Below are 25,363 nucleotides of genomic sequence, written 5' to 3'. Positions count from 1 at the left end.
GAGGTGCGTACTATGATCGCTGATACACCGCCCATGGGCTGGAACAGCTGGGATTGTTACGGAGCAGCCGTGACAGAGGAACAGGTTTTACAGAACGCCGAATATATGGCAAAGTACCTGAAACAATATGGCTGGGAATATATTGTTGTGGATATCCAGTGGTCGGCTCCGGACGCGGACAGCCACGAATATCATGCGTTTTCGGAGCTCCGGATGGACGGGTTCGGCCGGCTTATCCCCGCAGAAAACAGGTTTCCCAGCGCGGCCGGAGGACGGGGATTCAGGCCGCTGGCGGATAAAATCCACGAAATGGGCCTGAAATTCGGCATTCATATTATGCGGGGAATGCCCCGGATGGCGGCGCACCAGCACCTGCCCATCAAGGACAGCGACGCCACCTGTGATCAGGCGGCGAATCCCCATTCCATCTGCCTGTGGAATCCGGATATGTACGGTCTGAAATGCGATACGCCTCAGGCACGGGCATATTATGACAGCATTTTCAGGCTCTATGCCGAGTGGGGTGTGGACTTTGTAAAGTGTGATGACATTGCCCGGGAGTATCCGCACTGCGAAAAGGAGATTGAGGTGATCTCCGCCGCCTGCAGGAAATGCGGCCGGGATATGGTTCTGAGCCTGAGCCCCGGACCGGCGCCGCTGGACAGGGCAGAGCACCTGAAAACCTGGGCGAATATGTGGCGGATCACAGACGATTTCTGGGACAAATGGGAACTGCTGAAGGGCATGTTTGAGCGGGCGGAAAAGTGGTGTATCCATGCCGGACCGGGCCACTGGCCGGATGCGGATATGCTGCCGGTAGGCGCGCTGCGGCAGTGCTATGATCCGGATAACCGGACGCAGTTTACCCAGGCGGAACAGCGGACGATGATGACGCTTTGGTGCATGATGCGCTCACCCCTGATGATCGGCGGGGAAATGACGAAAAACGACGATTTTACCCTGAAACTGCTTACCAACGGGGAAGTGCTGGCTATTGAGAAAGAAAGCTGGTCGGCCCATCCGCTTTTCACCACGGAGAAGGAAAGCGCCTGGATCGCCCCGCGCAGGGACGGTACAGGCTATTACCTGGCGCTGTTCAACCTCAGCGATGAGGAACGGACTGTGACGGTTTCCGCAAAGCAACAGGGACTGGCGGATTCATCCGAAGCCACGGAACTGTGGACCGGACGGAAAACCGCGGAGACGGAAAGCTATTCCGCAACGCTTGCCGCCCATGACGCGGCGGTGTTTCGGTGCTTTTCGTGAGGCGAAAAGCAATGAAACACAATTCATAATTCACAATTCATAATGGCGGAAAAAACTGCTTCCGGTTGATCTGGAAGCAGTTTTTTGAATTGAAGTTGGTTTTATCTGCGCATGCGATCGTCGCAGCCACGCCGGCTTCGCATATGCTTGCCACCGATGGGCTCCTGTAGCATGGCAGGTGTTACCAGAATCAAAGATTCTGACACCTGCGCATGCGATCGTCGCAGCCACGCCGGCTTCGCATATGCTTGCCACCGATGGGCTCCTGTAGCATGGCAGGTGTTACCAGAATCAAAGATTCTGACACCTGCGCATCGAGTTGATATCCACCAGCTCGGTGTTCTGCAGAGTGAAGCGGGAACCGAGAATGTCCATCAGAGCGTTGGCGGTGTCCAGGGAGGTCATGCAGGGAATGCCCAGGACCATGGCCTTACGGTGGAGCACGGTATAGTCGCCCACGGTGTCATCCTTGACGGCGCCGGTGTAGATGATGTAGTTTACGGAGCCGTTTTCCATCAGACCGATGATCTCATCGCTGATCTTCGGGTCAGCCACAGGCGTCACATGGATGCCGACGGCGGAGATAGCCCGGGCGGTATCCTTTGTGGCGTAAACGCTGATGCCCTGGTCATAGCAGCGTTTGGCTACGGCGATGGCATCCGGGAAGTCCTCATCCTCAACGGACAGGAGGACGCCGGTGTGCTCCTTCTCACGGACGGTAGGCAGGTGGAAACCCGCAGCGGACAGGCCCTTGAAGAGCGCTTCCGCCTTGGTGATACCGATGCCAAGCACTTCACCGGTGGATTTCATTTCCGGGCCGAGAATGGAGTCGGCATCATTCAGCTTCTCGAAGGAGAAGACCGGCACCTTGATGGCGCAGTAGGGAGGAGCGGGATAGAGGCCTGTGCCGTACCCGAGATCCTTCAGGGGCTCATCCAGCATGACGCGGGAGGCGAGATCCACCATGGGCACGCCGGTGACCTTGGAAATATAAGGAATCGTCCGGGAGGCCCGGGGATTGACCTCAATGACATACAGTTCGTTGTCATAGATCAGGTACTGGATATTCACCAGTCCCTTGGTACCCAGCGCCAGAGCGAGCTTGGTGGAGATATCGCAGATCTTTTCCTGGAACTTTTCGGTGAGGTTGAAGGGCGGATAGACAGCGATGGAGTCGCCGCTGTGGACGCCGGCACGCTCAATGTGTTCCATGATGCCGGGGATCAGAACATCCCGCCCGTCGGAGATGACGTCCACCTCCAGCTCAATACCGGGAAGGTACTGGTCCACAAGCACCGGATTCTCAATGCCGCCGGAAAGGATCCGGGTCATATAGTCCACGGTGTGCTTCCGGTTACGGGAGATGGTCATGTTCTGACCGCCGATGACGTAGGAAGGACGCAGCAGTACGGGATAGCCCAGGCCTTCCGCTGCGGCAACGGCTTCTTCCATGGTGCGGACGCCCATGCCGCGGGGACGGCGGATGTTGAACTGCTCCAGCAGTTCGTCAAAACGCTCCCGGTCCTCAGCGATGTCGATGGATTCAGCGCTGGTGCCCAGGATACGGATGCCCTGGGAGTCCAGGAACTGGGTCAGCTTGATGGCAGTCTGGCCGCCGAAGGCCACCACAACGCCCACGGGATTCTCCACGGCGATGACGTTCATGACATCTTCAGGCGTGAGGGGCTCAAAATACAGCCGGTCCGCGGTGTCATAGTCCGTGGAGACGGTTTCCGGGTTGTTGTTGATGATGACCACGTCATAGCCGATACGGCGCAGGGTCCACACGCAGTGGACAGAGGAGTAGTCGAACTCGATACCCTGGCCGATGCGGATGGGGCCGGAACCCAGCACGATGACCACGGGACGGCCGGAACGCTTCAGGCTCCGGGACTCGCAGGCCTTGTCCGTGCAGGAGTAGAAGTAAGGCGTTTCCGCGGCAAACTCCGCACCGCAGGTATCCACCATCTTATAGCTCATCTGCCAGCCGGGAACTTCCTTCGCACCGGTGATGCGCATGATGGCCTTGTCCGGATAGCCCATTTTCTTGAAGGTTTCATAGTCGCCGGGCTGCAGGCCTTTGCCTTCGGTCCGCATTTCCAGCTCCGCCATGGCACGCAGGCGGTAGAGGAAGAAGCGGTCGATCTTTGTGATGTCAAAGATCTCGTCCACGGTGATGCCCTGCTTCAGGGCCTCGAAAACCGTGAAGAGACGACGGTCATCCTGGCGGGCCAGGCGGTCGCGGATAGGTTCATCCGTCAGGGCAGGGGCATTCAGCGTATCCAGGGAGATCTCAGCGCCGCGGACAGCCTTCATCAGGGCTTCCTCGAAACGCTGGCCGATAGCCATGACCTCACCGGTCGCCTTCATCTGGGTGCCCAGGCGGCGGGAGGAACCGTAGAATTTATCAAAGGGCCACTTCGGGAACTTAACCACCACATAGTCCACGGTGGGCTCGAAGCAGGCACAGGTTTTGCCGGTAATATCGTTGGCAATCTCATCCAGAGAGTAGCCCAGGGCGAGACGGGTGGTAATCTTGGCAATGGGGTAGCCGGTGGCCTTGCTGGCCAGGGCGGAGGAACGGCTGACGCGGGGATTGACTTCGATGACCGCATACTCGAAAGAATCCGGATTCAGGGCGAACTGGCAGTTGCAACCGCCGACGATGCCGATGGCACTGATGATATCCAGCGACGCGGTACGGAGCATCTGGTATTCCTTATCGGACAGGGTCAGGGCAGGAGCCACGACCACGCTGTCGCCGGTATGGATTCCCACGGGGTCCACGTTTTCCATGGAGCAGACGGCAATGACGTTGCCCTGCGCGTCCCGCATGGTTTCAAACTCGATCTCTTTCCAGCCGGAGATGCATTTTTCCACCAGAATCTGGGTGATGGGAGAGGCATCCAGGCCGGCACGGGCGATAACGCGCATTTCCTCCACATCGGCCGCGATACCGCCGCCGCTGCCGCCCAGAGTGTAGGCGGGACGCACGATGACCGGATAGCCGATCTTTTCTGCCCAGTCCAGGGCTTCCTCCAGGGTTTCCGCGATGCCGGAGGGCACGCAGGGCTGGCCGGCCTTCAGCATGGTTTCCCGGAACTTTTCCCGGTCTTCCGCTCGCTCGATGGCTTCAATGGGAGAACCCAGCAGGCGGACACCGAATTCCTCCAGGGTACCGTCTTTGCTCAGCTGCATGGCCAGGGTCAGACCGGTCTGGCCGCCGAGACCGGCGATCAGTCCGTCCGGACGTTCCTTTTCGATGACGCGGCGTACAGTGGCGGCATTCAGCGGCTCCAGGTAGATCTCATCCGCCAGGTGCTGGTCGGTCATGATGGTGGCGGGGTTGGAGTTCACCAGGACCACGTTGATGCCTTCCGCTTTCAGCACGCGGCAGGCCTGGGCACCGGCGTAGTCAAACTCGGCGGCCTGTCCGATGACGATGGGGCCGGAACCGATGACAAGAACCTTTTGAATCGAAGTATCTTTAGGCATGATCAGTTCCTCCCTCCTGCCATATTTTCAACAAACCGGTCAAACAGAACCGCGGTATCCCGGGGACCGGAGGCGGCTTCGGGATGGAACTGGACCGTGAAGCATTTCAGGTCCGGATAATCCATGCCTTCGCAGCTGCCGTCATTGGCGTTCCGGAAGGATTCCGTGCCGATCCCCTTCAGGGAGTCCGCGACAACCGCGTAGCCGTGGTTTTGGGATGTGATATAGGTACGGCCGGCTGCCAGATCCTTGACGGGCTGGTTGCCGCCGCGATGACCGTATTTCAGCTTGATGGTGTCACCACCCAGGGCAAGGGCTGTCAGCTGGTGACCGAGGCAGATTCCGAAAACCGGCAGCTTTCCGATCAGCTTTTTCAGCTGGGCTATGCATTCCTTGTTTTCTTTCGGATCTCCGGGGCCGTTGGACAGCATGATGCCGTCCGGATCAGACTCCAGGATAGTTTCGGCAGTGGTACTGGAAGGCCAGACTGTGACAGAACAGCCGCGCTTCTCCAGACTGCGGATGATGTTGTGTTTGGCGCCGTAGTCGATCAGAGCGACACGACACTTTTCCACGCCTTCTGCGGGGAAGAATTCCTTTATATTGGATGAAACAGACGCAACGGCATCCTTCACGGTGAAGCTGCGGATTGCGCTGAGGTCTGCAGGCACTTCATCGCAGATCATGGCGTTCATAACGCCCTCTTCGCGGGTGATCCGTACAATCTCGCGGGTATCCACACCGCACAGGCCGGGTATGCCTTTGGCCACCAGGTAATCGTTCAGGGGATAGGCGGAACGGAAGTTGGAAGGCGTGTCGCACAGCTCCCGGACAATGTAGCCGAAGAGTGTGCTGTTGCCTTCAAAGTCTTCCTCAATGACGCCGTAGTTGCCGATCATCGGGAAGGTCTGGGTGACAATCTGGCCGTAATAGCTGGGATCTGTCAGGGTTTCCAGGTAGCCTTCCATGCCGGTGGTGAAGACCAACTCACCGATCCGGTCGACAGGCGCGCCGATACGCTTGCCTTCGAAGATGGTACCGTTGGCGAGAACCAAGTATGCCATACATGTTCCTCCGATACAATAAATGGAATCGTAATTCAGAATTCTGCGATCGCTGTTACCAAAGTGCCCAAGGCACTTTGACAGCTGTAGCATGGCAGTTGTTACTCAAATCAAAGATTTGGACAACTGCTCAACAATTCATAATTCATAATTATGAGTTTGTTTATGCACAAGCCTGCTTGATGACTTCAGCGGCTTTGATGAGCAGGTCATCCGGGATGTTCAGGGCGGGGAGGAGGCGGACTTTGTCCTTTGCGGTGAGGCAGAGGACGCCGCTCTCCCGGCAGGCAGCCAGCACTTCCGCGGCGGGCTTCACGGTCTTGATGCCGATCATCAGGCCGAGGCCGGTTACGCTCTCGATCCCGGGAGCGCCTTCCAGCAGGCTCCGGATCAGTTTGCTTTTGCGGGTCACATCCGCCAGGAGATCATCCGTCAGCCGTTCCACCACGGAGATGGCCGCGGCAGCCGCCACAGGGTTGCCGCCGAAGGTGGATCCGTGATCGCCGTAGGAAAGGACGTTGCAGACCTTCTCGCTCATCAGGGTTGCCCCCATGGGCAGGCCGCCGGCCAGGCCTTTGGCGGTGGAAACCACATCGGGATGCAGACCGTACTGCATATAGGCATAAAGGGAACCGGTGCGGCCGTTGCCGGTCTGGACCTCATCGATCATGAGCAGGATGTTCTGCTCCTTCAGGTAAGCATCCAGTTCCTTCACAAAAGCAGGATCCAGCGGGATGACGCCGCCTTCGCCCTGAACCAGTTCGATCAGCACCGCTGCGACCGTTCCGTTTGCACACAGGGCCTTCAGCGCGTCCATATCCCCGACAGCAAAGGAAGCAAAGCCGGGGGTCAGGGGCTGGAACAGCTCATGGAAGTGATCCTGACCGGTGGCAGCCAGGGTGGTCAGTGTCCGGCCGTGGAAGCTGTTCTTCAGCGTAACGATGGTGGAGCAGGCGGGGCCTTTGTTTTCAGCCGCCCATTTCCGGGCTACCTTGATGGCACATTCATTGGCTTCGGCTCCGGAGTTGGAGAAGAAAACCTTGGACATGCCGGTTTTTTCGCACAGGAGCTTTGCCAGGTTGGCACAGGGTGCGGTGTAAAACAGGTTGGACATGTGCTGGACGCTGTGGATCTGCTTTTCCACGGCGGCGATCCAGAGTTCATCCGCCACACCGAAGGAGGAAACGGCGATGCCGGACCCCATATCGATGTATTCCTTACCGTTTGCGTCCTGAACCAGGGAACCTTTGCCGCTGACGATTTCAACGGGGAAACGCTTGTAGGTGGAAGCGACAAACTGTTGGTCTAGTTCGATAGTATTCATTAAAACCTCCGGATAGTTATCAGAATTAAGAATTCAGAATTAAGAATTCAGAATTAATGGTGTCGCCTGCGGGCGGGGAGATTCTTCAACTCCGCCTACGGCTTCGCTCAGAATGACAGCTTGCGCCTGGAAGATTCTAATGCTCACTCCCAGCGATCGTCGCGGCCGCTCTGCCTTCGCCTACGGCTCGTCAATCGCGGGTTCCTGTAGCTGTGGGTGGCGTTACCAAAATATCTTCATCCTGCGGATTTGATATTTTGACGCTCACTCCCACCCGCTTTGACGGTCGTCAGGGGTTTCGCCGTTGGAAACCATAGTGCCGGCACCTTCGTCGGTGAGGAGCTCCATGAGGATGGAGTGGGGAACACGGCCGTCCATGATGACCACGTTGCGGACACCGCGGGAAAGAGCCTTCGCGCAGCATTCCACCTTCGGGATCATGCCGCCGGAGATAATACCGCTGTCATACAGGGAAGGCAGCTCCGGCAGAGTGATCTGCGGGATCAGGGTGGAAGGATCGTTCTTATCCTTCAGCACACCGGCGATGTCAGTCATCATGATCAGCCTCTCAGCACCCAGGGCGCCGGCGATATAGGCCGCGGTGGTGTCACCGTTGATGTTGTAGGCGTTGCCGTTCTTGTCGCAGCCGACGGTGGAGACAACAGGAATGTAGCCGCGGTCCAGCAGGTCCGTAACCGGCTGGATGTGTACCTTCTGGATCTCGCCCACATAGCCCAGGCGTTCATCCTTCATGCTGCACTGCAGCAGGCGTCCGTCCATACCGGACAGGCCGACGGCCTTGCCGCCCTTCATCTCCAGCAGGTTGACCAGCGTTTTGTTGATCTTGCCGGCCAGCACCATCTGAACGATGTCCATGGTCTCCTTGTCAGTGACCCGCAGACCGTCCACGAATTCCGGCTTTTTGCCGAGACGATCCATCAGATCATTGATCTCAGGACCGCCGCCGTGTACCAGCACGATGCGCACACCGATGAGCCACAGCAGAACAATGTCCTCCATGACCTGCTGCTTGAGCTGATCATTGATCATGGCGTTGCCGCCGTACTTTACAACAACCACTTTGCCTGCATAACGGCGGATGTAGGGAAGGGCGGCGGTAAGCACTTCAGCCCGTTCCATATTTGTCAGATCACTGTGCATAAAAACCCTCCTGGTTTTTAATGCATAATGCATAATGCATAATGCATAATGATGATTGCCTGAAAGCCTTTGTGTCGACCATCAGGTGCGGTAGTCGCCGTTGATTTTGACGTAATCGTAGGTGAGGTCGCAGCCGAAGGCGGTGGCTTCCTCACTGCCCATATTCATATCGCAGTCAAAGTGGACATCATGCTCGGAAAGGATTGCCAGGGCTTTTTCCTCATCAAAGAGCTGCACGCAGCCGTCCTTATAGAAGCAGACGGAACCGCTTTCACCGGTCATGGTGATCGTGATATCGGCAGGGTTGAAATCGGGACCGGCATAGCCCAGCGCGCAGAGCACGCGGCCGCAGTTGGCGTCCTTCCCGTAGATCATGGCCTTGACCAGGCTGGAACCAACCACGGAACGGGCAAGGATCCGGGCGTTCTCTTTCGTATCGGCGTTGAAAACCCGGGTCTCGATCAGGTGGGTGGCGCCTTCGCCATCGGAGGCCATGAGCCTTGCCAGGTCGTGGCAGACGCTGAAGAGCGCGGCACAGAACAGCTCATAGGATTCATCCGCGGCGATGATCGGCTTGTTGCCGGCCAGGCCGCTGGACAGGAGCAGCAGCGTGTCGTTGGTGCTGGTATCGCCGTCCACAGTGATCATATTGAATGTATCCTTGATCACGGCGCTGAGGGCTTTCTGCAGCAGGGCGGGATCAATGGCGCAGTCTGTAGCCAGATAGCCCAGCATGGTGCACATGTTTGGATGAATCATGCCGGAACCTTTGCTCATGCCGCCGAGATGAACGGTGACCGTTCCTTCACCGGAAGCAGCGGGCAGGTCGAACTCCACAGCATATTCCTTGTTCACTGTATCCGTGGTCATGATCGCCTTGCTGGCCAGGGTGGCGGCTTCAGCGGAATCGGAAAGATTCTTTGCCATGACGGAAACACCGGCGGTGATCCGGTCCAGAGGCACATTCGGGCCGATGACACCGGTGGAACCCACCAGGACTTCGCTGGCGGAGATGCCCAGAATCTCAGCGGTGTGCTTCGCGGTTTCGCTGCACAGGCGCATGCCTTCCGCACCGGTACCGGCGTTGGCAATGCCGGTGTTAACCACCACCGCGCGAACCGGTTTTCCAGACTTCACAATGTCCATATCCCAGAGTACCGGAGCGGCCTTCACTTTATTGGAAGTAAAGGTGCCGGCCACGGCGCAGGGAACATCCGTGAAGAGCAGGGCCATGTCCCGGCGGTTCTGGTACTTGATGGCCGCCTCACAGCTGGCCGCTTTGAACCCCTTGGCGGCGGTGAACCCGCCCGCAATCTTACGAATCTTCATTGTCTTCTCCTTCGCTGCATCTGATCTGTTACCCAAATCAAAGATTTGGACAGATCAAGATATAAACCGTGTGATGTTCTTTTCGTTCAGCACGAAGTCGTAGTAGTACACATCCGCCCGCTGGTTCCAGCCAATCTGCTTCCAGAAGGCGTTGCCCACGTCGTTGGCGGTGAAAGCGATCAGGGCCACCTTGTTGATGCCCATGGCTTTCAGCTGATGCATGCAGAAGCCGACCATGTGGGTGCCGATGCCCCGCCGCCGGTATTCCTTGGCGACGCAGACGTGGTAGAGATAACCCTGACGGCCGTCGGAACCGCAGAGGATCGTTCCGATGATCCGGTTCCCGGCCTTTGCCACCACGCTGGTGGTGGGATTACGTTGAATGAAACGTTCGATATCTTCCCGGGAATCGTCCAGGGCCCGGATGCCGAAACCGCGGATGGTCATCCACAGGGCGCGGACGTCATCGTAATCCTCGGGCTTCATCGGCATGATGTCGATCTCGTTGATAATCTGCTGATCCATCCCTAACTCTCCATTGAGTCTGATGATTTCTTAAATGACCAGGCCCTCTGCTTCATTGAATCCGAGGGCGATGTTCATGTTCTGGATTGCCGCGCCTGAGGCACCTTTGCCCAGGTTGTCGAAGCGGGATACCAGCAGGATCCGTTCATCGTTTCCGTAAACAGAAACTTCCAGGTCATCCCGGCCGGCGAAGGCACCGGCGGAGAGGAATCCGCCCTCATCCGACGTGTCCGCGAAACGGATCAGGCCGGACTGGTAATAAGCTTTGTAAACTTCCTTAATCTCCTCAACGGAGGCGGAGGTTTCCGCCGGCGTCAGCGGAACGGTGACTTCCATGCCGGCGTAATACGGCGCGACAATGGGAGAGAACACCGGCGCGTGATCCAGGCCGCAGAGCTTTGCCATTTCCGGCAGATGCTTGTGGGTCTGGCCGAGGCCGTACTGACGGGGTGCCTGGTAAAGCGGATTCACTTCGGGAGTTTCGTATTCCGCGATCATCTTCTTGCCGCCGCCTGAGTACCCGGTGAGGGAAAAGCAGGACAGCCGGACATCTTTTTTCAGGAGCCCGGCCGCAACCAGCGGAGCCACCAGGGAGATGAAGCCTGTGGCATGGCAGCCGGGATTGGCGATCCGCTTTGCGGCTTTCAGCTTCTCCCGCTGGCCGGACAGCTCCGGCATACCGTAAACCCAGTCATCCGCAACCCGGTGCGCGGTGGAGGTATCGATGATCACCGCATCCGGGCTGGTTACAAAGGAAGCAGCTTCCACCGCCGCTGCATCCGGCAGGCAGAGGAAGGAAACGGCGGCGCTGTTCAGCGCGTCCGCCCGGGCGGCGGGATCCTTGCGGGTTTCCTCCGGAAGGATGATCAGTTCGAGATCCTTCCGGGCGGAGAGCCTTTCGCGGATCCGCAGGCCGGTGGTTCCGGCACTGCCGTCAATGAAAACCTTTATCATGAAAGTTCCTTTCATTCCAATTAACAATGAACAGTTAACAGTGAACAATTAATAGTTGAGCCTATGATATGAAACCATCCCGCCGGCCGTACGGAGGGCGGGAGTGGTTAAGAATCTATGGAAGATTACTTCTTCTGATTGGCGGCGTCCACCATGGCCTGAACTTTGGTGGGCAGGCCGAACAGGGTGATGAAGCCGGCAGAGTCTTTCTGGTCGTAGTCGCTGGCACCGAAGGTGGCGATATCCTCAGAATACAGGGAATAGTCGCTCCAGACACCGGCCTTGATAATGTTGCCCTTGTAGAGCTTGAGCTTCACTTTACCGGTGACCTTCTCCTGGGTCTTGTCCACGAAGGCGGACAGCGCTTCCCGCAGGGGAGAGAACCACAGGCCGTTGTAAACCAGCTCAGCGAAGGTGATGGACAGCTTCTGCTTTTCATGCATGGTCAGCTTGTCCAGGCAGATGGACTCGAGGGTCTCATGAGCCTTGTACAGGATGGTTCCGCCGGGGGTCTCATATACGCCGCGGCACTTCATGCCGACCAGCCGGTTCTCGACGATGTCGATGATACCGATGCCGTTGGCACCGCCCAGCTCATTCAGCTTCAGGATGATGTTCTTGGCGGACATCTTCTCGCCGTCCAGCGCCACCGGGATGCCCTTTTCGAACTCGATGGTCACATAGGTGGGCTTGTCAGGAGCGTCAATGGGGGAAACGCCCATTTCCAGGAAGCCGGGCTTTTCGTACTGCGGTTCGTTGCCGGTGTCTTCCAGGTCCATACCTTCATGGCTCAGATGCCAGAGGTTCTTGTCCTTGGAATAGTTGGTCTCCCGGTTGATCTTCAGCGGGATGTTGTGGGCTTCAGCGTAGTCAATCTCTTCATCCCGGGATACGATATCCCACTCACGCCAGGGAGCGATGATGGGCATATCCGGAGCGAAGTGCTTCACAGCCAGTTCAAACCGGACCTGGTCATTGCCCTTGCCGGTGCAGCCGTGGCAGATGGCGTCAGCTCCTTCTTTCTTGGCGATCTCCACCAGGCCCTTGGCGATGCAGGGACGGGCGTGGCTGGTGCCCAGGAGGTAATCCTCATATACGGCACCGGCCTTCATGGTGGGGATGATGTAGTCATCCACATATTCTTCCGTCAGGTCCAGCACGTACAGCTTGCTGGCACCGGTCTTGATAGCCTTTTCTTCCAGACCGTCCAGTTCAGTGCCCTGGCCCACGTCGCCGGAGACGGCGATGATCTCAGGATTGTTGTAATTCTCCTTCAGCCACGGGATGATGATGGATGTATCGAGACCGCCGGAGTAGGCGAGGACGACTTTCTTGATGTCAGCTTTATTCATTGGGGTGACCTCCTTCTGCATGATTATGCAGGCAATATACACCGCCACAAACCCGTTGTCAAGAGGAAAACAATAGAAAATCAAAAGATTTTTTCACAATGCATAAAAATGAATATATGCATAAATGAATGAATATTTGCTTTTATTCATGCATACAATGTGTCCTGACAGCTTGCCAGAAAAGGCTTTTCTATGGTATATATATTACATTATGAGTCCCGGAGGAGAAGACGAGAATGCATACCGGAAAACACTGGATCCTGACCCTGATCATCGCGGCGCTGCTGCTGAGCATCCTGGTCCCGGCGACGGCTGAAGTGAAGCCCATCGCGACGGACATGCTGGAGCACGGAACGCCTCCCGCCAAGGAAGGATGGATCACGCCGGGCAGGGAATACCAGGATGAATCCATTCATGCTACTTTATATGAAAGAAAGAACTACAAGACCAAGTCCAGTGCCGGTCCCACCACGATCCACTGGGTGGTGATCGAGATCAAGGATCCCTCCCAGATCCGTACGGTGCTGAGCTATGACAGCTTTGAAGCCAAGAAGGGTGCTAATCCCCCTGAACTGGTGAAGTATATCAACCCGGTTGTTTCCTTTAATGACGACTATGTCAAGATGAACAACTACAAGGGTTATGTGGTCCGCCAGGGCGTGTTCTGCTGCGACAGCCTGGACGAGTGGAAGGAAGAGATGAAGCAGGACGTGCTGGTGATCGACAGCCAGGGCGATTTCTCTGTGATCCAGAAAGCTTCCTCCGCAGACGTGCAGGCGTTCATCGCGGACCTGGAAGGCCAGGGCAAGGAAGCGACAAACGTATTCACTTTCGGACCGGCCCTGGTGCTGAACGGTGAGGTGCAGGAGATCAAGGGATCCGACAGCACCCACGAGGTGGCCCTTTCCGCGGCCCGCACGGCTATCTGCCAGCTGGATACGCTGACCTATGCCGTATTCGCGGTGGACGGCGGAGACGGCGTCGGAACAAACTGCACGGAACTGGCGAACTTCATCGCCAAGACATTCCCGGACTGCAAAGTGGCGTATAACCTGGACGGCGGCGGTTCCTCCAAGCTGTACATGGGACAGAAGAAGGTCAACAGCGCGAAGGGACGCCGGGAGATTTACGGCATGATCTATTTTGCTTCTGCCGTATCGGAGGAGTAATCAATGACATCCTTTGGACTGGTGATGCTCGGCGCGGCCGCGGCCGCGCTGCTGCTGATGTTTTTCCTGAGGGAAAAGCATGACCTGAGGAAGCGGACCGTATTTGTGTTCGGGGCCCTGGCCGCGGTGCTCTGCATCCTGCTGGGACGTGCGGCCTTCTGGCTCTGCTCCCTGGAGTGGATCCCGGACAGCGGACTTTCCTTCTGGGATTTCCTGGGAAGCGGATACAGCTATATGCTGTACGGTGCTGTTATCGGCGGATTTGCCGCCGCGTTCATATCCTCGAAGATTACAGGACAGGCTTTCGGCAGGATCGCCGATGCCGCCGCGGCACCCGCCGCGCTGCTGATCGCCGCAGGCCGTTTCGCGGAATACCTGATCGAAGCCGGCTTTGGTTCCTCAGTGGAAGAATGGTTCGATCCCTTTGAGGATTGGAGCATGATCGCCTGGGAGAATCCGGAACCGATCTGCCGTTTCCCCTTCGCGGTGCAGAACTATTACGGCACCTGGCGCTTCTCCATCAACCTGCTGGAAGGCCTGGCCGCCATCGTGTTCCTGGTCGTGCTGCTGCGGATGAAGAAGCGGAAGACCGGCGGAGCCGCGTCGCTCCTGCTTCTGATGTACGCTTCCTGCCAGATCCTGTTTGAATCCATGCGGAAGGACGAGGTCATTATCTGGGGCTTCGTGAAGGCAAATCAGCTGATCAGCGCGCTGCTGGTGCTGGGGATCCTGATCTTCTGCTGGCTGAAGCTGCCGAAGCAGCAGCGGAGCAAGCGGGAACTGACTTTCAGGCTGGTGATGATATTCCTGGCTGCGGGCATCGTCATGCTGATGGAATTCGCCCTGGACCAGAAGGTTTCTTTCCTGATGTGGATGCGCGCGGACCTGAGCTACATTGTGATGGCTGCCTGCTGCGTCTGGATGCTGGCTGCAGTCGTGCCGCTGTGGAAGAAAGCCTTTCCGCGGGAAGACTGACCGGATCCGCTAATCAATAGACTGAAACGCCCGGCTTTGTTATACAGAACCGGGCGTATTTTTTTTGAAAGAAATTTTGATGAAATCCGATATTATTTTTTCTTTTTCTGTCTAATCAGGTGTAGGAGGTGAGCGAAACGTGAGCAATGTGAAGGGCCCAGACAATGCTCCGGATCGCAATCAGAGACTGGAACAGCTGGTTGACCGGTATCAGGAACAGGTCATGCGGATGTGCTTTCTCTATCTGTGCGACAAAACGCTGGCGGAAGACGCCATGCAGGAGACATTCCTGAAAGTATACCGGGCTTTGGATACGTTCCGTGGGGAAGCCAGTGAGAAAACCTGGATCATGAGGATCGCCATCAGGACATGCTATGACATGAACCATTCCGGATGGTTCCGGGTGTTCAACCGGCAGGTGACGCCTGACATGGTTCCGGAGACGGCTGTTCCCTTTGAAGAGAGTGATGATGAACTGATGAACGCCGTGATCCGGCTGCCGATCCGGCTTCGGGAAGTGATCCTCCTGTATTACTATCAGCATATGAATGTAAATGAAACAGCTGAATCGCTTGGTATATCGCAGTCCTCTGTTTCCGGAAGGCTGAAACGGGGACGGGAGAGACTGAAGGCGATGATGGAGGGGAGTGAGTTCGATGAGTAAAAGATATACGAAAGATACTTTTTCCGAAGCTCTTGACCGTCGGCTCTCCGGCTTTCAGGCGGATCCATGGCTTGCCCGGCGTGTGATCGGCGCAAGTGAAGGAGAAAAACCTGTGAAGAAACTATCTGTAGGCGCGATCCTGGTCATCGTGCTGCTGTGCATTCTGATCACCGGCGCGGTGGCGGCAGCGACACAGGGACTGACGCTTGATGATTTCTGGAAATGGCTTGAGGCAGGTGGGGAGACAAAACTGCCGGACAACTATGAGGAAATGATCCGGGATGAAGTGGTTCAGAAGGACGAGATTGTCGTTGAGGATGAGCATGCTGTCTATACGATTCCCGGATACTATTGCGATGGGAAGACGCTGACCCTTGTCGTCAATGTGGCTCCGAAGGAGGATGTCCTTCCGGTATGGTATATGGATGATGAAGAGATGAATGAACCTATCCAGGACAGATACTACCGAACTGACGTTACAGAAGAAGCAACGCTGGGAGAATATGCCTGGAAACACCATAACGGGAATGTGGCAGAGTTTTGCTTTGGGGAAGCAGATGACGGAAATGTATTCTGCGGTTACAGTGAAGGGGTTGTACTGAACGGAGATGGTTCCATATCCATCATCCAGGACATGATGGTCGATGGGCCGGCACTGACGGAACGGGATGTACAGATGCAGATTAACTACAAAAAGGGGAAAGTGTCCCGGGGCGATGCCGGATGGCATGTCGAAGCACTGGAAGAGGACACCACCATAATCCCGATGACCATTCGCACGGTGAAAGCCAGGAAGTATGTGTGTAAAGACGGGTTTGACGTCCCGGATGTCGGGGTCAGGGTTACAGAAGTGAGAATGGAAGTCAATCCACTGGAGATCTGGTGCGAAATGGACTTCAAGGTAACAGACGCCGAACAGTTCGGAAAACAGTGGGTGGAACGCGAGGTGACGGTTTATTCAGGGTTTGGCGATGTGACGTATGAGTCCAGGGAAATGCAGAGGATGGACGCTCTTGACTACGAGTTTGTTTATCCGGAAGGAACAGGGGAAGAAAAGATGGGAAAGACTGTGCCGCAGGGACCGGCAGGATGTTACTCCGGAGGATGCACTTATTCTGAGCCGTTTAAGGGTGCCATGTTCCACGCGGCATTCCCGATCAGTCTGGACGCCTTTGGCCCCCGCTTTGCCATGCGGGCCCGTAATATGGAAACAGGTGAGCGGTTCGGGACGGTGGAATTCACCGTGGAGCCGGTGGAGGAATGAACACTGACAAGCAGTGCCCTGCGGAAGCAATTCCGCAGGGCTTTTTCTTGCCCGGAAATATGCTGCTGCCGATTCCGGAAAAGTATGGTAAAATCAGCATCGGCTGCGGTCCGGAAAGGACTGCTGAAAAAAATAAAAAAGTTTCAGAAAAAAATGAGCAAAACTGGATTCCATGCGCATCTTTAAAGTGTATCCCAAAACGAAAGCGAGGACGAAGACGATGGATCGAGCCAAAGAGCAGGTCTTTATCGATGCGGTGCGTGAAAGACGCCATCAGATGTACCGTGTCGCGCTGGGTTACCTGCATTCCGCCCAGGACGCGGAAGACGCAGTTTCCGACGCGGTGGAATCCACATGGAAGAGCCTGAAACATATCCGCAATGAGGAAGCCATTCCAGCCTACCTGATCCGATGCACAATCAATGCCGCGAAAAGTATGCTTCGAAAGAAGAAGCGGACAGAGCCGTTAGAGCCTTATCAGGAGACGCTGGCCGTGGGAGAATCCGGAGATCCTATCACCGATTATCTGTCGGGGATGAAGGAAAAGGATCAGCTGCTGCTGGTTCTCAAGTACCAGGAAAACCTGCGGGAGGCCGACATCGCATCCATCCTCAACATTCCGAGAGGAACGGTCTCGTCCCGTATCAACACGCTGCTGGGCAGGATCAGGGAACAGATGAGCAAGGAGGGATTAAGCTGTGATTGAGGAAAGAATGAAATCCGCAATGCAGAATAAACTGCCGGACGTTCCGGAAGGTTTTGACGCAAGAAGCGATATGCAGCTGCTTGAGCTGACTACACCGGTTAAGGAAAAGAGAATGAGACTGAGCATCGGCTGGGTGATGGCGCTGGTGCTGGTATGTGTCCTGGCTACGGGAGCCGTTGCCGCCACGCTGAACCTTTTCGGCCTGGGAGACTTCATTGCCCGGTACGCGAAGGATGCCGGGATCACTCTGCCGGAAAACATAGAGGAATCCTTCCTGAAGGAAGACGTTACCGTGGAATCGGAGCACATGGTCTACACTGTTCACGAAACATATTATGATGAAGCCTATATCCGGATTGCCGTAACAATGCATCCCAAAAACAATGAACTCCTGGTAAACGAGTTTGGCATCGATGCAGAAGGGGATATCTGGAGTGTCTATAACCAGATGGAACCGGAAACAAAAACGGTTGCGGAATACGCAAAGGAACATTATGACGGGCATGTGGCACAGATTGGGGCATATCTGAACGCATGGCCTGAAAAGGAAAAGGACTGGGATGGCTATCCCAATGAAATGACCGATTTCATGATGAATGAAGACGGTTCTGTGACAGCTTACTATCACTGGAAACTGGCGGACTATGGGGATCCGACACCGGAAGACACGATTCTGCTGTATATGGAGTATACTCCGGACACCGCCGAGGAAGACGCGGAATACTTCGATTTTAACCTTGATAATACAGAACGTATAGAGATTCCGCTGAGGGTGAAATTCACCGGTAATGAAAAGTGGGTCTGTGAAGACGAAATGGAATTCCCGAGTGTTGGCGTGAAGGTCACCAGGGTCCAGATGATTGTTACCCCCCTGGATGTCCGCTGTGAAGTACAGGCTGTTGTTACAGATGAAGAACTGTACAACGCCCAGGAGGAAGAAGGAATGCTCGCATTCCAGTTTGTAACCCCTGACAGCACGGAAACGGATGGGTATAAGACTGTTAAAGCAGGATTGGATGGCGGTGTTGAGAAGAGTACTCCGGGACCGGAAGAGGGAGAACCGACCACCTTCCAGGTGCACTTCTCAATCAGCCGGGAAGCCATCGGAGATCATTATGCCCTCAGGGCGTTCAACCGGCTCATACGCCAGAAATATGAAACTGTAGAATTCACGATGAAGCCTCTGGAAGAGGAAACGCAGCATGCGCAGGATGAATAAGCAGGCCTTCCGAATGGGGAACGTCTGCAGAAATTACCCTGTCCGGTAACAGAAAAACAATTCAAGATGCATCCGGCTGTGAGAACAGCCGGATGTTTTTGTACTGTGAATAGTTTTATTTCTGTTTCACAAATATGGGCGGAAAAAGTCCTTGCAAATTGATCCGGCCTATGCTATAATCCCTTTCGCTGACCGTTTGGGATTATAGCTCAGTTGGTTAGAGCACCACGTTGACATCGTGGGGGTCATAGGTTCGAGTCCTACTAATCCCACCAAGAAAAAACAGATCCTTCATGGATCTGTTTTTTCTTAGTTTTGGGTCAGTCGACTCGAACCTATGACTACGGGGCCCCACGATCGTGGGGGCAAACGAAGGAAGCGTCTCCACAGTGTGGAGTGCCGAAGGCAAGCGACCTGAGTTTGTTGGCGCGAAACGAGCGGCGAGCCTGCTCCAAAGGCGGGCAGCGACGATTGAGCGAACGGAACATATGGTTCGAGTCCTACTAATCCCACCAAAGCGAAAAAGGCCATCCGAAAGGATTGGCCTTTTTGTTTTCGATACAGTATCGGATCGTAGATTTTTTCAGCGATATATTATTTGCCTATATATAACATACGCCAATACGGCAAATACTATGGCAAGAAACACAAAGAAGACGCTGAGGAGTTTTTTGCCTGAATTCCATACCTGATATGAGAACCATAGCGACCCAAGACAAGCAGCTATCAGAAATAAACTGGGGGCATAAACAAAAACATATACATAGAAAATTGAAGCATAGAGTAATGCATATTCCAGCCAATTCATAGGGCCATGATCACTCCTATACCAGTCTTTTTTGCCTTATCCATTACAATCTGTTTACAGTAACAGCAGACTGAACACCTTGTTTCAGCTTCAAAAACAGATTTCACTGTCAGATGCCGAATACAATATTTTGCCGTCTCAATGGACAATAATATAACGCTTCACAATGCTTGCAGCATCCTGACAATAAAAAGAGTACATAGATTCCCGCACCAAAGGAGATGGATAATTATTGAGCATGAGGAACACAGGTTCGAGTCCTGTTAATCCTACAAACAGAAAAAGACATCACTGAAGCATTGCCAGAGTGATGTCCATAGGCCTATTTACTTCCGGTTTTCCTGTTAAACATTTGTTCCGTCAATTGGGGTTTGCCATTTCTGTAATTCCGGATTTTAACGGTTTAAAGACATTACATATACCTGGCATGGATTCCATTCATCCCACAAGAGGGGAAATACTTCCAGCTCTTTAAATCCGCAGCTGATGTAAAAATGATTTGTCTTATCATAATCGTCATAAACTCCCATTTTTACGGTCTTAACCTGCATGAATTCATAACCCTGAGCCCTTGCAATTTCTTTTGCTTTTTCAACGAGCTGACGTCCTATGCCACGTCTATGATAATCCTTCAGCACTCCCATCACAGCCAGTTCAACAGTAGCTTTTCCCGTTTCCTTTAAACACAGAAAACCCACTACATTATGATCATCTTTGGCTGCTAAAAAAGTCCAGTCAGCACTGTGTGAAATGTAATCTTCTCTGCTTTCCTCTATTCCGAACCAATCAGTCAGAGCCTCCAGCACATTTCTAGCAATAGCTTGTTTTTCAGCGGGATCAGTTATCTCTTTAATCATAATATTTCGCTCCACAAACAGTGTTCTTTGATGATGCCGTAATTGATATTATAGTACTTTCTGCATGACTACAGCATCTTTATACATCCCGTTAACATAAAAATACTTTTTATATAATCCTATGTCAACAAATCCCATTTTATGGTACAGGTTAATGCCCCTCGCATTATCAGAAATGACTTCCAGTTCTATAACGCTGAGCTTCATCTTCTTTGCCTGTTCGACAATTCTTTTCATCATTTCGGTTCCTATTCCCTGATTCCAGTAATCCTTTCTTACTGAAATCGAGAATTTAGCCCTATGACGAATTCTTGCCGGATAATATCCCTCTAATTCTGCTCTCGCAATAATCTGTTCGTTATCAAGAGCTATCAGAACGATACTATTCTCCGAGTCTTTACTCATGGCCAGTTTTCGTTTTACGCCTTCAACCGGAACAGTAAATTCATTATCACCATGCAGCAAATTATCAGATTCTCCACCTACCTGATTCAGGTAAATAATCATTTTCTCTGCATCATCCGGAACAGCCTCTCGAATGATATATGTATTATTCATCTTATTTCTTTAACCTCCTGTTCGGTTATTCATTCCTGTCTGATGTTGAACGCCCGTAATACGGAGAATCTCCGTAATACCGGTCTTTCAGCGTGCAGCCGGACCAGTATCTGCGAAAATAGAAATAATCGTCTGCGTACCGGCTTAAGCTATAATCATAGACTGTTCTCTTTTCAAAGAGACGGAACCCGCTCTTCTCGGCCGTTTTACGGGAGGCTGGATTATCCACGTCCATGACCGCAGTCAGATAGTCAAACTTATGACTCCGGCAGAAATCCTCCGCAAACGCCTCCGCCGCTTCGGATGCATAGCCTTTCCCGGCATACTCACTGATCATCATCCAGCCAAGATCAAATTCATGGAGCATATTCTGCTTACAGAAAGTAAGTGCACCCATCACTTCGCCGGTTTCTTTGTTTTCAATAGCATAGCACCGCCATGTGTCAGTGTCGCCGGCATCTTCAATTCTTTGAAAGCCATGGATATAGCTGAGCATATCTGTCCGTTTTGCATCAACATCCAGAAAATCCGGGCAGAATTTTATCACCTGCGGATCGGTTTTGATCCTGTACAGTGCGTCAGCGTCTTCCTCCCGGAACGGACGGATGATCAGCCTTTTTGTTTCAATGATCATTTTTTTTGCCTCTGTCGTTTCCGTGATTGTATTTCCCGGAAAAAGCTTCGATGTATTTCATGGTGAACGGTTTCAGTTCACAGTTTGAATTTACCAGGGATGCATCCTCCCCGTGAAGCCATGAAACAATGTCATTTAAACCCCATGTTGTGAAAACTTCGATATCGTATTGCTTTGCAACTTCCGGGAAATTAACAAATATAGATTCCTGAATCTCTTTTGTGCTGTGGTTGCTTACGTCAAATTCCGTGATCTGTACTTTCACGCCCATATTTGTACAGAACGAGAACATTTCATCCATATATGCCCGGGTTTCATCTTCAGATCCCCAGAAATGGCATTGCATTCCGAATCCGTCGATCAGCCGGATCCCGTGTTCCTGCTCATATGTTTTGATCCGGTCGATCACCGTTTTGAAAATAATCTGTTTCTCCCGGTTTCCCTCATTGTTGTCATTATAGAATAATTTGATCTGACTTCCAAACACTTCACGTGCCAACCGGAAAACCTGGATGTAATAATGCTTTCCCAACAACCTATACCAATCATCGATCCGGACACCCTCGTCATCGACGTCATATACGGGCTTTTCTTCTTCACGAAGGGCTCTGATTTCATCCGGATCGGCAGCGATCTCATTGATCAGATCCATACTGTAAGCGTTGGGATACCGTTCTTTCAGACACTGCATATAGGTTTTGATAAACTTGTATGTCAGTTTTTTCCGGTCTTCCGCGCTTCTGTTTTCCAGATACTCCGTTAACTGCCTTGGGACGTGACAGTACCATATGATCGTGTGAATCCTGAGGCTCAGTTCATTTTCCTGCGCGAAAGCATATACCTTGTCAGCGTATGAAAAATTGAACAGGCGCGTATTGACTTCATCATGGATAAACGCCGGCTGATCCTGATTGAAGAATATCTCCATCTTCATTTCGTTCTCAGGTGTCACACTATCCAGATACCGGTCAATAAACTGAACCATCTTCTCCATCCGGTGATAGTCCAGCTGGCGGTAATAGGAAGCATCCGGCGGGTTTTCCGCAGCCAGATACTTGTCCCTGTTTTCTGCGAAATCATGTTCATTGCTGGATTTCCAGATTCTGATCAGATCAATTGTCAGATAGCTGATGCCACTACCAAACTTTATCAAATCTGTACCTCCATTAATTCGTCCTGATATGTGCTCTGTGTATAAACAAATCCCATCAAGATTATCTTAACAAGCATGAAACGCCGAAGAGCAGCAGGCTGATCAATGCTGCCAGGGCAGGAATCCAGGCCACTACCAGATAGTTACTGTTCAGGTTGTTTACAAACTGCAGCTTGCTGATATACCAAAGGCTGTCCTTTTCCTCCAGGATACCTGTTATCCTGATCGGAATGCGGAAATGAACGTAATCCAGCTTAATCTTTCCCCGCAGAACAAAGTACAGGGCACTACCGGCACGGAGGAGCGAGGTTTGATCCACATCAAGCGCCAGTTGTCCCCAGTGTTTCCAGTCACCCTGCAGCAGCCATGTGGCTCCCTGACGGCCATAAAAGATCTCGTCAGGATTGGTTCCCAGGATCCGCATATTGTCCGGAAGCATCGTTTCATCAATGCAGGCGTCCACGTGTTCGGGATCACGTTTTGCATAGTATTTGTTCAACAGCTTCAGGGGACGAAGAGCAGCTTCCCGCAGTGCTTCCGGGAGCTCTTCACCGGCGATCTCATGGGGTTTGCTTTGCTCCCGTCTGCCTTCCAGCCAGATGTGAAAGAGGAGATAAAACAGAAGCAGCAAAAAGAACAGGAATAATCCGCCTGTGATGTATTGCATCATAAATCACTCCAACTTCAAAACGTTTGTTGCTCGAAGAAAAACCAAAGACAGCGGCCGGTATTAGTCTGCATACAGTTCCAGATATGACTGGATTTTGGCTTTACAATACAGTTCATCTGTAAGCCCAAACTCAGGATCATAGTATTTTCCATGATAATACAATATCCAATGACTATAGCGGGGGAGTAAAACCTTCAATATGCATACCGGCGGCAGCGGCGTGCTGTTATCTGCCTTTGTCATGGTTTTTGCCTGCCTGATCCCATAATGCTCCAACGCTTTCTCAATGTCTTTTTTCCCGGTTGCTTTATCATTATTCATTACCCGGATGACATCATCCACGGACACATTGGCAATCATTGCGACACATGCCTGACCGCACAGGTACTCTGTCGGCTGCTGAATATACTGTATTTCCTTCACATTTATCTCCTCAAAAAATTATCTCTATAAATCTCGTTTATATTTCCAAAGGACTTTTGTAATGCATTGAAATACAGGTTTCAGTGAATCCAAGGCTCTTCCAGAATCGCAAGCCTGCTTCATTCCAGGGCAATACATCAATATCGATGGTATCCACCTGAAGAAGCTTCAACAATTCATGAAAAGCTTTTTCCCCATAATGCTTCCGCCGATATGCCCTGTCGATATAAAACTGTCTGAGATAAAGCGGCGAACAGGTATGTCTGATTAAGGCATATCCGATAATCTCTTCCGCCTCTTTGAAAAAGTAAGCATTGTATTCACTGGCGAGGAACGTCGTCATTCTGTTCTCCAGCTCTTCCAGGCCCATGGGGTTGTTGCTTTTTTCATCTTCAATCAGGCTTTTGTTCAGAACTGCCAATGTATGTATATCCTGACTTGTACACTGAATAATCAGCATTTTCCTGCCTCCGCGAGTATGGCTCAACAACAGAATTTTCTCAGTTAATGTCCTTTTTCAGCAGGAACCTGTTTCCATCATTCCTGAAGACAGAATACCCGTACCGCTCATAAAAGCGCATCGCTGACGTGTTTGCTTTCTCTACATGCAGGAGGACCGCCTTGCTGCCAAGCTGTCCTGCGTATTCTTCCGCAGCACGGATCAATGCTGAACCGATTCCTTTGTTCCGGTAAGCCGCTGTGACTGAAAAGTCATCCAGGTAGATATGGTCCACCGGGTCATGATGGACCTCCACGGACAGGAATGCGATCACCTGGCCGTCTTCCGCGACATAGATCCGATCCGGGGTTTCACTCCAGAACCTGTCCAGGTCGCCCTCTCCGTAGCCTTTCACATCATCTGTGTGATATATCGTCCGCAGCATTTCCAGAAACAGTTCGCGGATCTTTTCTTCATCTTCCGGGACTGCGGTTCTTATCTTATATTCCATCTCTTTCCTCAGCTCCTGAGATTCTTATAGTATTCAGCCAGCATATCCTGCGTCACCGGAACGCTGCATCCGGCCAGCTCCTGATAAATCAGCTTTGTCAGGTTCAGAAGTATCGTCCACAGGCTAGCCGGATCTTCTTCAGTCACAAACGTGCTTCTGATCGCTGCCTTTTCCGTTTCCGGCAGTCTGTCAATTTCCCGGTTCAGACTGCTTTCCAGCCGATATCGGTCTCCCAACAGATCAATGTACTGCCTCCGGACAGTTTCCAGCTCACCCACTGCGCGGAAATACTGACCGCGGTGAATGGCCACGGCCGCATGCATCAGCCGGATCCATACAGACCGGCAGGTTGCGTCAATGTCCTTCCTCTGCTTCTCGCCGTATATCCTGTCATCCATCCATGCCCGGGAACTGACCATCTTTTCCTCCACCACGCCGGAGTGATCGTACAGAACCCGAAAGGCAGGCTTCCATGCGGCTGCGTGTTCATAAGTGCCGTATCCGATATCTATCTCCAGGAGATTGGACAAGAGAAAACACTGGAGATGCCTGGACTCATCCTGATTGAAAAACGGAAGCCGGTATTCCCCGGATATCTTCTGATGCATATAGGACATGACTTCCGCCATGGCATCACCCGAATCCAGTGCAATCACAAAATCCAGGTCCGACCATTCGTCGTGATACCCCTGCGCGCCGGATCCTACCTGAACCAGTGCAACAATCCTCTTGCACTCCCTGGCTGCTGACAGCACAAAGTTAAAGGCGTTTTCCCGATCCTGAACGCTGAATATCTTCTCCATCCTGAAATATCCTCTCCCGCAGACGACGCTGTGCTGACGC

24 protein-coding genes and 1 tRNA gene are annotated in these 25,363 nt (G+C 53.1%); 8 read left to right on the top strand and 17 right to left on the bottom strand.

The annotated features are described in order from the left end of the window. Window positions 1-12 precede the first annotated feature (12 nt). Window positions 13-1,266 carry a glycoside hydrolase family 27 protein gene (locus JYE50_RS06820; protein WP_143763689.1) on the top strand — a complete coding sequence of 418 codons (1,254 nt, stop codon included), beginning with the start codon at window positions 13-15 and terminating at the stop codon, window positions 1,264-1,266. A 291-nt stretch (window positions 1,267-1,557) separates the two neighbouring features. Here JYE50_RS06820 and carB read toward each other — a convergent pair whose 3' ends face one another. From carB to JYE50_RS06780, 8 genes are all read right to left on the bottom strand, one after another. Then, a complete protein-coding gene (carB, locus tag JYE50_RS06815; RefSeq protein ID WP_084097143.1) occupies window positions 1,558-4,761 on the bottom strand; it encodes a carbamoyl-phosphate synthase large subunit in 3,204 nt (1,067 codons plus the stop codon). A 2-nt stretch (window positions 4,762-4,763) separates the two neighbouring features. Then, a complete protein-coding gene (locus JYE50_RS06810; RefSeq protein WP_084097141.1) occupies window positions 4,764-5,825 on the bottom strand; it encodes a carbamoyl phosphate synthase small subunit in 1,062 nt (353 codons plus the stop codon). A 163-nt stretch (window positions 5,826-5,988) separates the two neighbouring features. Continuing rightward, a complete protein-coding gene (locus JYE50_RS06805; protein WP_084097139.1) occupies window positions 5,989-7,149 on the bottom strand; it encodes an acetylornithine transaminase in 1,161 nt (386 codons plus the stop codon). Between the two features lie 264 nt (window positions 7,150-7,413). Then, window positions 7,414-8,310, bottom strand: coding sequence for an acetylglutamate kinase (argB, locus tag JYE50_RS06800; RefSeq protein WP_084097137.1), 897 nt, complete (start codon window positions 8,308-8,310; stop codon window positions 7,414-7,416). An 81-nt stretch (window positions 8,311-8,391) separates the two neighbouring features. Beyond that, window positions 8,392-9,639, bottom strand: coding sequence for a bifunctional glutamate N-acetyltransferase/amino-acid acetyltransferase ArgJ (gene argJ / locus JYE50_RS06795; protein ID WP_084097135.1), 1,248 nt, complete (start codon window positions 9,637-9,639; stop codon window positions 8,392-8,394). Window positions 9,640-9,693: 54 nt separating this feature from the next. After that, entirely contained in the window at window positions 9,694-10,164 is a 471-nt protein-coding gene (locus JYE50_RS06790; RefSeq protein ID WP_283399252.1) for a GNAT family N-acetyltransferase, read from the bottom strand. Window positions 10,165-10,194: 30 nt separating this feature from the next. Beyond that, complete coding sequence (argC, locus tag JYE50_RS06785; RefSeq protein WP_143763688.1) at window positions 10,195-11,118, bottom strand: N-acetyl-gamma-glutamyl-phosphate reductase; 924 nt, start codon at window positions 11,116-11,118, stop codon at window positions 10,195-10,197. Between the two features lie 125 nt (window positions 11,119-11,243). Next, a complete protein-coding gene (locus JYE50_RS06780) occupies window positions 11,244-12,470 on the bottom strand; it encodes an argininosuccinate synthase (RefSeq protein WP_084097131.1) in 1,227 nt (408 codons plus the stop codon). Between the two features lie 236 nt (window positions 12,471-12,706). Here JYE50_RS06780 and JYE50_RS06775 point away from each other — a divergent pair, with 236 nt between their 5' ends. The 7 genes from JYE50_RS06775 to JYE50_RS06745 all read left to right on the top strand — a co-directional run bounded on the left by JYE50_RS06775 (window position 12,707) and on the right by JYE50_RS06745 (window position 18,742). After that, complete coding sequence (locus JYE50_RS06775; RefSeq protein WP_084097129.1) at window positions 12,707-13,639, top strand: phosphodiester glycosidase family protein; 933 nt, start codon at window positions 12,707-12,709, stop codon at window positions 13,637-13,639. Window positions 13,640-13,642: 3 nt separating this feature from the next. Further along, window positions 13,643-14,614: a prolipoprotein diacylglyceryl transferase family protein gene (locus JYE50_RS06770; protein WP_084097127.1), complete on the top strand. Its 972-nt coding sequence runs from the start codon at window positions 13,643-13,645 to the stop codon at window positions 14,612-14,614. A gap of 139 nt (window positions 14,615-14,753) precedes the next feature. Then, complete coding sequence (locus tag JYE50_RS06765; RefSeq protein ID WP_084097125.1) at window positions 14,754-15,278, top strand: sigma-70 family RNA polymerase sigma factor; 525 nt, start codon at window positions 14,754-14,756, stop codon at window positions 15,276-15,278. After that, on the top strand, window positions 15,271-16,542 hold the full coding sequence (locus JYE50_RS06760) for a DUF4179 domain-containing protein (RefSeq protein ID WP_084097123.1): 1,272 nt from the start codon (window positions 15,271-15,273) through the stop codon (window positions 16,540-16,542). Before JYE50_RS06765 ends, JYE50_RS06760 begins: the two co-directional genes overlap by 8 nt. Window positions 16,543-16,762: 220 nt before the next feature. Further along, window positions 16,763-17,248: an RNA polymerase sigma factor gene (locus JYE50_RS06755; protein WP_179138442.1), complete on the top strand. Its 486-nt coding sequence runs from the start codon at window positions 16,763-16,765 to the stop codon at window positions 17,246-17,248. Continuing rightward, window positions 17,241-18,467 carry a hypothetical protein gene (locus JYE50_RS06750; protein ID WP_084097119.1) on the top strand — a complete coding sequence of 409 codons (1,227 nt, stop codon included), beginning with the start codon at window positions 17,241-17,243 and terminating at the stop codon, window positions 18,465-18,467. Before JYE50_RS06755 ends, JYE50_RS06750 begins: the two co-directional genes overlap by 8 nt. 198 nt (window positions 18,468-18,665) lie before the next feature. Continuing rightward, a tRNA-Val gene (locus JYE50_RS06745) sits at window positions 18,666-18,742 on the top strand. Between the two features lie 928 nt (window positions 18,743-19,670). Here the strand turns inward: JYE50_RS06745 and JYE50_RS06740 are convergent. From JYE50_RS06740 to JYE50_RS06700, 9 genes are all read right to left on the bottom strand, one after another. Continuing rightward, the gene (locus JYE50_RS06740; protein WP_179138441.1) at window positions 19,671-20,132 is read right to left on the bottom strand and encodes a GNAT family N-acetyltransferase; all 462 of its coding nucleotides are present in this window, start codon (window positions 20,130-20,132) and stop codon (window positions 19,671-19,673) included. Between the two features lie 48 nt (window positions 20,133-20,180). Further along, a complete protein-coding gene (locus JYE50_RS06735; protein ID WP_084097115.1) occupies window positions 20,181-20,690 on the bottom strand; it encodes a GNAT family N-acetyltransferase in 510 nt (169 codons plus the stop codon). Window positions 20,691-20,715: 25 nt separating this feature from the next. Further along, on the bottom strand, window positions 20,716-21,324 hold the full coding sequence (locus JYE50_RS06730; RefSeq protein ID WP_084097113.1) for a GNAT family N-acetyltransferase: 609 nt from the start codon (window positions 21,322-21,324) through the stop codon (window positions 20,716-20,718). Further along, the gene (locus tag JYE50_RS06725; protein ID WP_084097111.1) at window positions 21,314-22,477 is read right to left on the bottom strand and encodes an endo-1,4-beta-xylanase; all 1,164 of its coding nucleotides are present in this window, start codon (window positions 22,475-22,477) and stop codon (window positions 21,314-21,316) included. Before JYE50_RS06725 ends, JYE50_RS06730 begins: the two co-directional genes overlap by 11 nt. A gap of 61 nt (window positions 22,478-22,538) precedes the next feature. Then, window positions 22,539-23,147, bottom strand: coding sequence for a hypothetical protein (locus tag JYE50_RS06720; RefSeq protein ID WP_143763687.1), 609 nt, complete (start codon window positions 23,145-23,147; stop codon window positions 22,539-22,541). 60 nt (window positions 23,148-23,207) lie between these two features. Then, window positions 23,208-23,570 carry a cysteine peptidase family C39 domain-containing protein gene (locus JYE50_RS06715; protein WP_084097107.1) on the bottom strand — a complete coding sequence of 121 codons (363 nt, stop codon included), beginning with the start codon at window positions 23,568-23,570 and terminating at the stop codon, window positions 23,208-23,210. Between the two features lie 37 nt (window positions 23,571-23,607). Beyond that, entirely contained in the window at window positions 23,608-24,030 is a 423-nt protein-coding gene (locus JYE50_RS06710) for a GNAT family N-acetyltransferase (protein WP_084097105.1), read from the bottom strand. Between the two features lie 40 nt (window positions 24,031-24,070). After that, the gene (locus JYE50_RS06705; RefSeq protein ID WP_084097103.1) at window positions 24,071-24,520 is read right to left on the bottom strand and encodes a GNAT family N-acetyltransferase; all 450 of its coding nucleotides are present in this window, start codon (window positions 24,518-24,520) and stop codon (window positions 24,071-24,073) included. Between the two features lie 8 nt (window positions 24,521-24,528). Then, entirely contained in the window at window positions 24,529-25,323 is a 795-nt protein-coding gene (locus tag JYE50_RS06700; protein WP_084097101.1) for a hypothetical protein, read from the bottom strand. Window positions 25,324-25,363 lie beyond the last annotated feature (40 nt).

This window comes from Aristaeella lactis, from assembly GCF_018118585.1.
Taxonomy (GTDB): Bacteria; Bacillota; Clostridia; order Christensenellales; family Aristaeellaceae; genus Aristaeella; species Aristaeella lactis.
Note: the sequence above shows the minus strand (reverse complement) of the source record. Positions and strands in the feature narration are given on the sequence as shown.